Genomic DNA, 10,471 nt, shown 5'->3' on the forward strand with positions numbered 1-10,471 from the left:
TGAGGCTCAAATTGCCAGGATGCGATTGTCTTGGTCCACACGCACAATGCGTGGCTTGAATATCTTTGCTTCGACCTCGTCGAATGAGGCATATGCAACGATAATGATCTTGTCTCCGGGCATTGCGAGTCGGGCGGCCGCACCGTTCAGGCTTATCGTGCCAGACCCCGGCGGCGCCTCGATCACGTAGGTGGCAAAGCGCGCCCCTGTTTCGACATTGTAAATTTCGACGCGCTCGTTGATCAGCATTCCCGCCGCCTCCAGGAGCGTACGATCTATCGAGATCGAGCCTTCGTAGTGCAAATCAGCTTCGGTTACTGAGGCGCGATGGATTTTTCCCTTCATCAAAGTTATCTGCATTGTTCACCTAGGCGGGATGTAGGGGCAACATATTGCGCGCACTGCTTCCCTCCGGCGAGCCCGGACGTGATGCCGAGCCGGGCCAGCAGATCCGCATCACGATCAACTTTCGGGTTTTTGGTGGTCAAGAGCACGTCGCCGATGAAGATCGAATTTGCTCCGCCCAAGAAGCAAAGCGCCTGCAATTCATCGCTCATGTATTGCCGCCCGGCGGACAAGCGAACCACACTCCTTGGCATCATGATCCGCGCGGTCGCCACCAGGCGGACCAGCGCGATCGGATCGGGAGGCTCCGCGTGGTCTTCCACCGGCACGCCTACGATCTTGTTCCACAGGTTGATCGGCACGCTTTCGGGATGGTTGGGAAGATTGGCGAGCAGCACGAGCATACCTAGGCGGTCCTCGATGTGCTCGCCCATGCCGATAATCCCGCCGCAGCAGATCTTGATGCCGGCATCGCGCACATTCGCCAGCGTATCGATGCGGTCCTGCAGGCTACGGGTCGTGATGATCTTGCGGTAAAACTCGGGTGATGAGTCAACGTTGTGATTGTAGAAGTCAAGGCCAGCCCCGGCGAGGCGCGCGGCTTGGTTCGCTGTCAGCATGCCGAGCGTGACGCACGTTTCCATGCCGAGTCGCTTGACCGCCTTGACCATGTCGCAGACGGAATCGAGATCGCGATCTTTTGGCGTGCGCCAGGCCGCGGCCATGCAGAAGCGCGTCGCGCCCGCATCCTTCGCGCGCCGCGCGCTCGCAACCACATCGGCGCAATGCATCAGACGGGTGGCTTCCAGGCCGGTCTCATAATGTGCGCTTTGCGAGCAGTAGCCGCAGTCTTCCGGGCAGCCGCCGGTCTTGATGCTGAGCAGGCTCGCGGTTTCGACGTGGTTTGGATCGAAGTGCTTGCGATGAGCGCGCTGCGCCTGAAACATCAGGTCGGCAAAAGGCAGGTCGTAGAGCGCCTTCACCCGTTCGACGTTCCAATAATGACGAACCTGCGCCCCTTTGCTTGCTTCCTTCCGGTGGACTTGCGCAGCAGCATCCATAATCCAATCCCGCTCAATTGTAGATAATCGCATGAATTATCTATAGTCATCGCTCTCGAAGAGATGCTAATCGAGCTGCCTCGCAAATGCACCGACTATTGCGGTAGATAATCTATGATCACTGCTGACAACATGACGACGGTCGCGCGCATCGCGGATTCTATCGCTGAGCGCATTATCAGCGGCGCCTTAGAGCCAGGCGCGCCACTGCGTCAGGATCACGTTGCACGAGAATTCAATTCCAGCCACGTCCCGGTGCGCGAGGCCTTTCGGCAGCTGCAGGCACAACATCTTGTTGTCGCTGTGCCACGCCGTGGTGTTCGGGTTGCCCCGCTCGATACCCATTCAGTGAAGGAGATCGCCGAAATGCGCGCTGCGCTGGAAGTGGTGGCATTGCGCCATTCGGGGCCAAGGCTCACAACAGCTCATTTGGCTCGGATCGAGCTCACCGTGATCGAAGGAGACAGCGCAAAGACGATCGAGGAGTTTGAGATGGCCAACCGCGCCTTTCACCAAGCCTTGGTCGCGCCGTGCGGAATGCCGCGTCTGCTCGCGAGCCTCGATGGACTGCAGCTTGCCAATTCTCGATTGGTATTCGCGATGGCGCGATCGGTGGGCTGGCGACCGCGCTCCAATCAAGATCACCGGCTGATTCTGCAAGCATTGCGAACGCGCAATATCGATCAAGCCTGTAATCTGCTGACGCGGCACATTCAAACCATTGAGCGCCTTACCCTTCCGGCGTCCTGAGCAACTCTGGCAAGCTTCATTGCGGCTCGCGGACGATCGCAAGCGACGAGCATGCAGCAAGTGACTAGCCTCATTGCAACGGGTTCTATTCCCAGATAGTTATGCCCCGCTAGCGACATCTCCGGACGGCCATGATTCGTCACATCGTCTTCTTCAGCGCCAAGGACAAGGCGCATATCGACCAGATCATCGAAGGTCTTTCGCGTCTCACCGCGATACCACATGCGCGCCGGCTTGAGGTTGCCCGCAACCGCAAGACCGATCAGCTCGGCAACGATATTGACATCGTGGTCTATGGTGAGTTTGACAGCGAGACGGAGCTCGCCGCGTACAAAGCGCACAATCTCTACCAGGAGGCGATCAAACGTGTCCGACCGCTCCGCGAGCTGCGGTTCGCGGCCGATTACGATGTATCACCAGATACTCCTTTCGCCTCCACGGCAGGATGATCGAGGTGCTGCAGCAAAAGGTCCACCGCCGGGTTAACTTGGCAATGGCCTCAAGTTTCATGCCATCGGAGACCGGCGTCGCTCTCATCGGGTGGGGCAACAGATGGAACGGCACTTTCACGACGACAGCGGCCGGCGGCCGATAATCCGATGTACGTTCGCGAGTTGCAGTGGGTTGAACCTTTCACAGCGATGCGACGTCTTGGGTATCGCTCGCATCTCACGTTTCTCGATAGCGCAGCAAGGCACGAGCTGCTTGGCCGCTACTCATATGTAACGTGCGACCCGTTCAGCACCTATAGGGTCGCGAACGGCCAAGCCAGTTGGAACGGACTGACTCTCGAGGCCGATCCATGGAAGGTCCTTCGCACGCTACTCGCGAAGTACCCGCAAGAGTATCGTCCCGATCTCCCGCCATTCCAGGGAGGAGCGGCAGGCTATCTTGCCTACGACATGAACAGGACATTGGAGCGATTGTTTGCGCCGGCAATTGCCGGTCTGGGTTTGCCCCAATCCATCCTGCATTTCTATGACGTGGTCATCAGCTTCGACCACCGGGATAACAAATGCTGGATCGTCTCGACCGGATGGCCGGAGCAGGATCGCGTGCGACGGAGCGACCGAGCGCGTCGTCGGGCCGATGAGTTTGCAGCATTGCTTGACGGTCCAACGGCGCCACAGAATGGTTATCCCAGCAAAGCAGGCGCTTGGAGCTCGAACTTCAGCCGCGAGGGCTACATTGCGGCGGTACAACGCGTGATCGAGTTGATCCGGGCGGGTGACGTGTTCCAGACGAATATTGCGCAGCGCTTCAGCACCCGCCTGCCGACCTCGTTTGATCTGCTCGCCTTCTATTGCCAGCTACGATCATTGAATCCGGCGCCTTTTGCGGCCCTGCTGCGATGGGGAAAGTTGACCATCGCCTCAAGTTCGCCGGAACGCTTCCTGAAGCTTAACGAGCAACAAGTCGAGACACGACCCATCAAGGGCACGATCGCACGTTCGCCTGATTTCAATGAAGACCACCGCCGTGCGGCTGTTCTCCTCGCTTCTGAAAAGGATCATGCCGAGAACACGATGATTGTGGACCTTTTGCGAAACGATCTGTCCCGCGTTTGCACGGCGCATTCGGTCGAGGTTCCGGCTCTATGCGATCTCGAGTCCTATGCCTCGGTGCACCATCTCGTGTCGATCGTTACGGGGGCACTTGCCGGAGGGGAAGACGCCGTTAGCCTGCTCCGTGCTTGCTTTCCGGGGGGCTCCATTACGGGAGCGCCAAAGGTGCGGTCGATGGAAATTATTACAGAAATCGAGCGCATAGCGCGGGAGGTCTATTGTGGTGCGATCGGCTTCATCGGCTTCAACGGGCACATGGACACGAGTATTGCGATCCGCACTGTCACGATCGACGGCGACATGGCTGTGTTTCATGCGGGCAGCGGTATAACGGCCCTGTCGGAGCCCGAGGCCGAATACGAGGAAACGCTCGCCAAGGCAGAGCGAATCTTTGATGCATTTGGTTCTGAACGAGCTGGCGCATTTTGATTATCATCATCGATAATTACGATTCGTTCGTGTTCAACATTGCCCGCTATTTCCACAAGCTCGGTGAAGCAACGGAAGTGATCCGAAACGACGCTATCAGCATCGGCGAGCTCGTTGGTCTCAAGCCGCGCGCGGTGGTGATATCGCCCGGTCCCTGCACCCCAACTGAGGCAGGAATATCGAGAGCAGTGGTCCGCGAACTTTCAGGACGCGTACCAATTCTCGGCATCTGCCTTGGACATCAGTGTATTGCTAGCGCTTTCGGAGGACGGGTTGCGCGCGCACAACGGCCCATGCACGGTCGGCGCTCATACGTTGCGCATGACGGCCGAGGTTTATTCAAGGGGCTGCCAACCCCGCTTGACGTTGGGCGCTACCATTCTCTTATCGTCGAGTTTGAGCAGTCATGTGCGCGGAACCTCATAGTGACAGCGCGTTCAGAGGAAGGGGAGATCATGGCCCTCACGCACCGCTATCATCTCACCTGTGGCGTCCAGTTCCATCCCGAGTCGATCCTTACCTCACAGGGGGACGTCCTGCTTATGAACTTCTTGCGACTCGCAGAGGATTTGCGAAACCACGCGGACGAATGAGAGGCTCGGCCTGCCGATCAAGATGGTGCACCGTTGGTGTCCGCGTCTCTACGAGCACCGCCATATGGTAGGCATTTTGTGGTAATCAGCGCTGTTCCGTGCTCGGCTCCGCAGTCAGCGGCGCGCCTCCGACAGAAACCGGACCTTGCGGTTTTAAGGGCCGGACGTCCCTCTTGGCCGGCTTGGATGTGGTGCGCACTGGTGGCGAAGAAGCAGCAGGAGCAGGAGACACAACAAGTGCCGGATTCTGCAGCTGCTCGATTCTTTGGGTCAGGGCTGCGATCTGATCCGAGATCCGCTTTAGCTCGGCTTGCTGCGCATCGACGTTGCGATTGAGCTCGGCAATTTCATCGGCCGTCTTCTGCTGCCCCGATTGGATCCCTAAAAGCACGTCCCTATCATCAGGTGACAAGCCAAGCGTGGGAGGCACGACTTCATGTGCCGAGCGCGCCTCGGCAAACGTTTCGATATTCGTCAAGAAATAGACTCCTCCGGCGCAAAGAACGAGCAATACGGCTAGAAGAGCAAAGATCCACCGAAAGCCTTTCAACGGTCTCTGCAGGACCGGCAGCAACTCCGAAGCTTGGGATTGATCCGTCACAGCCACACCCCGCTCTCATCATCTCGATCTGCTTTGGTTGTTCTGGTTGCCGCGAGAGCAGAAGATGGTCAAGAGCTGCCTCGAGCCGCAACCCCCGCTGCATCGTTTTCAGCAATGTTGTCCCCAAAGCCGGGTCTTGATCGCATCAGGGTTTTTGCGAGCAACGCACTGCGCTGCAGGTGGTGAGGTAAATAATGAGGGCCGGTAGAGGGGATTACCCGTGAAGCACATTCATACCTGTGCTCTTGAGAGGGCCGCCTCACCGAAAGGCAATGCGCGTCGGGGATTTGCTAGGTGAGGCTTCCAGCGGTCCTGTGCCTGATTGTTCGAGGGTCGGTAGTCGTAGCGTCGAAGTTGACCTGGCGCAAAAATGCTGCGCAACCCACGCAACAAACGCGTGATGCGAGCGCAATCATAAGACTAACTATATCGTTCGATGGAGGGGAATTGCGTTGTTAATGGGCAACTGCACGAAGGCCAGCCAGGAGATCAGGTCGGCCGTTCCGAAAGACCGGCACTACATGCGAAAACGACGCGAATCGAGGAAGCGGATCCCTACGGATTCCTGAGCAGATCATCTGCAAGCGCCAGGCCTCCATACGCGGAAAACATACCAGCGCCCCTGTCCAGCTGCGTACCATCTTGCGTGAGACCTCGCAGGGATCCTAGCGCGACCACAGGTCGGGCCGCGGGATGAAAGCAAATGCGAGCAGGCTCGAGCAAAGCGGCGCAAGCCCAGCCGCGGTCAGCGCCAATAGGATGCCGGACACAATGTCATGATTGCGCATGAACCGTCCTTCATGGCGCCCGGAAGCAGCACGAGGGGGCGGTTGCCTTCGTGGTGAATAGCCAATCACGGGATTCCTACTCAAATTTGCTGCACTATTCCCGCAGTCTGCAAGGGAAAACGCATTTTTTAAGCGCAATCGCCCCACTGTTCGGCGGCTGCCGGCGAGAACGAACGAGTATCAAAATTTGTGGGGTGTTTGCTGGCCAATAGGCCGTGGGATGCCCCGTAAGAGCCGCCCCTCCTCCCAGGCCCGCGCTTTGAGTCATTTCATAATTGCGATATATCGTTTCGAGTAATCCTTTTTGCATGCGCGCTCTCCTAATCCTCCTCACGGCTTTTACGATCATGTTGGCAGCACGTGACCGGCACCAAAATGGGTTCGTGCCACGTCCGACGGCATCCATGCCCCCGGTAGACGTGCCGTAACCCAGGCACCTGCCTCTGTCCGCAAACGACTTGACGCAGTTCATCAATATTGGGCAACCACTCAGACCCATACTTGCGATCTGCACCGCTGCTGTAGGCAGCACATCTTCCCTAGCGTGGGGACAGCCACGTCATTCTATCATTGCGGAACTGGCGTAGCGGCACTTAAGTCCGGCAGCGCAGGCCCAAGCTCAAGGAGGCGATCGGCACACTTCGTTGGCCGCCATCTCAAACTGGGCGTACGACTATAAATTCAACGCCAGAAGGAAAGGACACCTACCGCTGGCATTTCGTCGACATCGACATCGACATCGACATCGATCGGCCGACATATGACGACGCTCTTGATTGCAAGGATGAACACGACCAGGGAACTTGCATCCTCGAAGGTCTTCCGGCGGCGCTTGCGATCCTCAAAGACAATTCGCGCTCTGAGGAACAAGGTTGCGCGCGCTGAAGCTTGTTGTCCATCTGGCTGGGGACCTGGAGCAGCGTTGCACGCAAGCGAACATAACGACGATCAAGGCGTTAACAAACTGCATGTCATCTTGCACGCAAAGCGATACGACGGCACGTCATATACGCGCGCGCCGACATTCCACAGCATATGTGAGGACTCTCTGATCGATCTCCAGGCGTTTTCGTGGGGGAGTTAAACTGATGCGCTGGATGCCGATCTGCTGCCGACAGTCGAAGCCCCGCCCTATGATGAAGCACGAGTTGCTGCTGCGCGAACGATACGCACGCCCTCGGTATAAGAGCCGATCAGGAACGCTGGACCACAACGATTCGGGCCACGCCGTAGAGTTCGGCAACGATTATGCCGTGGCCATCAAAGCGGGCCTGGATCGCGAGCTGGTAAAGGGAGCCGCGCGGCTTAAGGCTATTCTGGAAGATGCACACGGCAATTCCTAGACGAACTGCCTACCTTAGGTCGGCCGCAGAACACCTCCCGCTAATTCTCGATAATCATGATTTAACAAGATCAGTGTTGGATGCTTTGTACACTCGAAGTCCGCACGATATCCCGAGGACGGTTCTGCGCGATGAGGTCGTGCGGTTGAGGGCAATCGGCGCGCGAACCGCGTACTAAGGTTGAAACTCATTAAATCCACCATACACCAGATCGCAGCATCCAGCAGATACTATTGAGGACGCGTCGGTCGTTTTACCCGAGGGGCTCCACGCGGCTTGTTTGGTAGCATAGACTCGATTGCTGCCCATTCGTAGTCCGTTAGTTCATGGCGCATGATTCGAAGCCCCAGTTTGGGAGCTTGAAGCACGGGCGCCGGGCCAATCACAATGCTTTTGCCATGTCAGGCCGACTTGTCCTCACGACTGCCCTCAAGCTTATCTCGCAAGGCCGTGATCACGCGATGAACAATCCGTATATCCTTGACCGACAGCCCTTCTGAAAGATCGTTGATCCAGGGAGCCTGCAACTCCATTGCGGCTTCGAAGGCGCGCTGTCCGTTCTTAGTGAGCACGACGAGCTGCGCCCGTCGGTGATGCGGGTTGACCTCAAAAGATACGAGGCCCTCTCTGTGCAGATCATTGATAATCCGCTGCACGTTTTGACGATTGCCGCCGAGGTCACGTGCGAGCCAAGCGACCGGTTGGGGACGTTCGGCGGACACAATGGCGCCAAGCACCTGCCAGCGTGCGCTTGTTAGGCCGAGCGGGGCGACCAGACGGTCGCCGGCCGTCAGAAATAGGCTGTCGAGCCTGAATAGATCGAGAACAAGGTCGGTTAGGGCATCACCCTCCGGGGTTCGCTTGGCTCTTTTCATTTGTCACCATTGCTTTATATTGACATCATAATGTCAACGTGGTATGTGATCATAGTACCAATTAGACATCACATATCAAATAGCAATGGAGGCACTCATGTCGCTGCTACGCCCACTCGACCCTTCCTTCCCGATCGACCGCCAGATCGCTATCGACGCAAATTCGGTCGTCCTGGTGAACCCATTCACTCTCGACAAAGCCGATGAGGCGGCTTTTCTCAAGACCTGGCAGGACGACGCAGCGTTCATGAAGCGACAGCCGGGCTTCATTTCCACTCAGCTGCACAGAGCTCTCGGCGACAGCTCGACCTATCTGAACTACGCCGTCTGGGAATCCACCGCACACTTCCGCGCGGCCTTCACCCATCCTGACTTTCTAGCAAAAATCGCCAGCTATCCGGCCTCCGCGATAGCCTCCCCTCATCTATTCCAGAAAGTTGCCGTGCCCGGCATCTGCGTCGCCTAGCCCTGCTCTTTTTAGGAAGGGAGGATACTCATGATCAAGTTGATCCATCCTGTCGCTGGCGCCTTGGCTATCGGAACGATCGGCACATTTTGGCTGTCGACGGTACTCAGCGAGCTGTTCGCGTCCCATGCCACAGTTGCAGCGGTTAAGAGCACCATACCGTGGGGTTTCTTGTTGCTGATTCCGGCGCTCGCTGCGACCGGGGGTACAGGTGTCATCTTGGCAAAGGCGCGCCGGGCCGGACTGATCGGGACCAAACTCAAGCGCATGCCATTCATTGCAGGAAACGGCATCCTGATTCTTATTCCGTCTGCGCTCTTTCTTGCGTCCAAAGCTCAGGTGGCTGAATTCGATGCCACGTTCTATGCTGTGCAGGTGATCGAGCTCGTCGCGGGCGCAACAAACATTACACTTCTTGCTCTCAACATGCGGGACGGTCTCAAAATGAAGGGATGGTTGCGCCACAAACCCGCTTGATCACCGGAACCAGAACTGCGCGGACAACTGATCTGAGGCCCGGTATTGTCGTGGCTTATCAGTACGCGCCCTAAAATGTTATAGCTCTCCCGCCGGAGAACAGGCCGGATGGTATCAGAATGCGTAGCCCGATCAGCAATTTAGAACGTTCGGCCCTTCAGTTTACCTTCGGCAGCATAACCCTGACCGTGGTAACACTGGCCTGCTTGTACCTTCACGCGCATTTCGCCGCGACGGCGTTCGCGTATTTGTTAGTGATCTTGCTGTTTTCGCTGATGGGCAGCTTCATCGCGTCGTCGGCGCTTTGCATCGTAACCATCGCTGGTCTCGCTTACTACTTTGCGCCGCCGGCGTTCAGCCTGCGTATCGATGACCCCCAAGATCTGCCGGTGGTTGTTGCATTCTTTATTGCCTCGATTGTGGGAGCGCACCTGATCGGAAAGCTCCGCCAGGAAAGAGAGGCTGCGCGTGTCGTTGCGGCCAAGCTTCAGCGGAGTGCGGCCGATTTGGAGGATCGCGAAAAGCGGTGGCGCGCCATCTTCGAGCACAATCCCGCCATGTACTTCATGGTCGATGAAGCCGGCATTATCCTCAACGTCAATACGCTCGGCGCGACACAACTCGGCTATGCTCCTGCTGAACTGATCGCTCGATCAGTGCTGGACGTATTTCTCGAGGAGGATCGCGTTTTCGTTCGCGAATGCGTTCGGACGTGCCTTGAGGATGTCGGACAAACGCGCACGTGGGACGTCCGCAAAGTCAGGAAGGACGGCTCGGTGTTGTGGGTACGTGAAAACGCCAAAGCCATGCTCTGGGGCGATGAGCAGCCCATTGTCCTTATCGCTTGCGAAGATATCACGGAGCGAAGGCGGACCGAACTTGCCCTGCAGCGGAGCGAAGCACATTTAGCCCAGGCGCAGGAATTGAGTCACACAGGCAGCTTCAGCTGGAACCCCACTAGGGGCGAGGCCTTCTGGTCAAAGGAAACATTTCGCATTTTCCAATTAGATCCTGACAGAGTGCAGCCGGGGCCGCAGCTCGTCGTTGAGCGCACTCATCCAGATGATAGGGCTTCGGTTAAAGAAATTATCGATCGCGCGATGCGAGACCCGAGCGATTTCGAGCACGAATACCGGCTCCTGCTACCGGACGGCTCGGTAAAGCACATCCATGCGCAG

At 57.3% G+C, this 10,471-nt stretch carries 12 protein-coding genes; 8 read left to right on the forward strand and 4 right to left on the reverse strand.

Annotated features, from left to right (window positions below; genetic code table 11):
* Positions 1–6 precede the first annotated feature (6 nt).
* Together panD and bioB are read right to left on the reverse strand one after the other, a co-directional pair.
* Positions 7–360 (reverse strand): aspartate 1-decarboxylase, encoded by a 354-nt coding sequence (panD, locus tag BRAGE_RS0128500; RefSeq protein WP_027562312.1) that lies wholly within the window; start codon positions 358–360, stop codon positions 7–9.
* Positions 351–1,406 (reverse strand): biotin synthase BioB, encoded by a 1,056-nt coding sequence (gene bioB / locus BRAGE_RS49485; protein WP_051378095.1) that lies wholly within the window; start codon positions 1,404–1,406, stop codon positions 351–353. Before bioB ends, panD begins: the two co-directional genes overlap by 10 nt.
* A 114-nt stretch (positions 1,407–1,520) precedes the next feature.
* Between bioB and BRAGE_RS0128510 the strand changes: the two genes are divergently transcribed.
* From BRAGE_RS0128510 to BRAGE_RS0128530, 4 genes are all read left to right on the forward strand, one after another.
* Positions 1,521–2,156 carry a GntR family transcriptional regulator gene (locus tag BRAGE_RS0128510; RefSeq protein WP_027562313.1) on the forward strand — a complete coding sequence of 212 codons (636 nt, stop codon included), beginning with the start codon at positions 1,521–1,523 and terminating at the stop codon, positions 2,154–2,156.
* 131 nt (positions 2,157–2,287) lie between these two features.
* Positions 2,288–2,605 (forward strand): Dabb family protein, encoded by a 318-nt coding sequence (locus tag BRAGE_RS0128515; RefSeq protein ID WP_027562314.1) that lies wholly within the window; start codon positions 2,288–2,290, stop codon positions 2,603–2,605.
* 150 nt (positions 2,606–2,755) lie between these two features.
* Positions 2,756–4,150, forward strand: a complete 1,395-nt coding sequence (gene pabB / locus BRAGE_RS0128525; RefSeq protein WP_027562315.1) for an aminodeoxychorismate synthase component I — start codon at positions 2,756–2,758, stop codon at positions 4,148–4,150.
* Positions 4,147–4,743 carry an anthranilate synthase component II gene (locus tag BRAGE_RS0128530; protein ID WP_027562316.1) on the forward strand — a complete coding sequence of 199 codons (597 nt, stop codon included), beginning with the start codon at positions 4,147–4,149 and terminating at the stop codon, positions 4,741–4,743. The genes pabB and BRAGE_RS0128530 overlap by 4 nt, the downstream gene beginning before the upstream one ends.
* A gap of 85 nt (positions 4,744–4,828) precedes the next feature.
* Here BRAGE_RS0128530 and BRAGE_RS0128535 read toward each other — a convergent pair whose 3' ends face one another.
* A complete protein-coding gene (locus tag BRAGE_RS0128535) occupies positions 4,829–5,221 on the reverse strand; it encodes a hypothetical protein (protein ID WP_231164281.1) in 393 nt (130 codons plus the stop codon).
* A gap of 2,044 nt (positions 5,222–7,265) precedes the next feature.
* Between BRAGE_RS0128535 and BRAGE_RS49490 the strand changes: the two genes are divergently transcribed.
* Entirely contained in the window at positions 7,266–7,475 is a 210-nt protein-coding gene (locus BRAGE_RS49490) for a hypothetical protein (protein WP_035730142.1), read from the forward strand.
* A gap of 401 nt (positions 7,476–7,876) precedes the next feature.
* Here BRAGE_RS49490 and BRAGE_RS0128555 read toward each other — a convergent pair whose 3' ends face one another.
* Positions 7,877–8,350, reverse strand: coding sequence for a MarR family winged helix-turn-helix transcriptional regulator (locus tag BRAGE_RS0128555; RefSeq protein ID WP_027562320.1), 474 nt, complete (start codon positions 8,348–8,350; stop codon positions 7,877–7,879).
* A gap of 97 nt (positions 8,351–8,447) precedes the next feature.
* On the opposite strand from BRAGE_RS0128555, the gene BRAGE_RS0128560 reads away from it, so the two are divergent.
* From BRAGE_RS0128560 to BRAGE_RS0128570, 3 genes are all read left to right on the forward strand, one after another.
* Entirely contained in the window at positions 8,448–8,816 is a 369-nt protein-coding gene (locus BRAGE_RS0128560; RefSeq protein WP_231164280.1) for an antibiotic biosynthesis monooxygenase family protein, read from the forward strand.
* A gap of 30 nt (positions 8,817–8,846) precedes the next feature.
* Positions 8,847–9,293, forward strand: a complete 447-nt coding sequence (locus BRAGE_RS0128565) for a hypothetical protein (RefSeq protein WP_027562322.1) — start codon at positions 8,847–8,849, stop codon at positions 9,291–9,293.
* Between the two features lie 119 nt (positions 9,294–9,412).
* Positions 9,413–10,471 (forward strand): PAS domain S-box protein (locus tag BRAGE_RS0128570; RefSeq protein ID WP_028146385.1); only part of this gene is annotated, 1,059 nt, incomplete at its 3' end.

Source organism: Bradyrhizobium genosp. SA-4 str. CB756 (genome assembly GCF_000473125.1).
Classification (GTDB): domain Bacteria; phylum Pseudomonadota; class Alphaproteobacteria; order Rhizobiales; family Xanthobacteraceae; genus Bradyrhizobium; species Bradyrhizobium arachidis.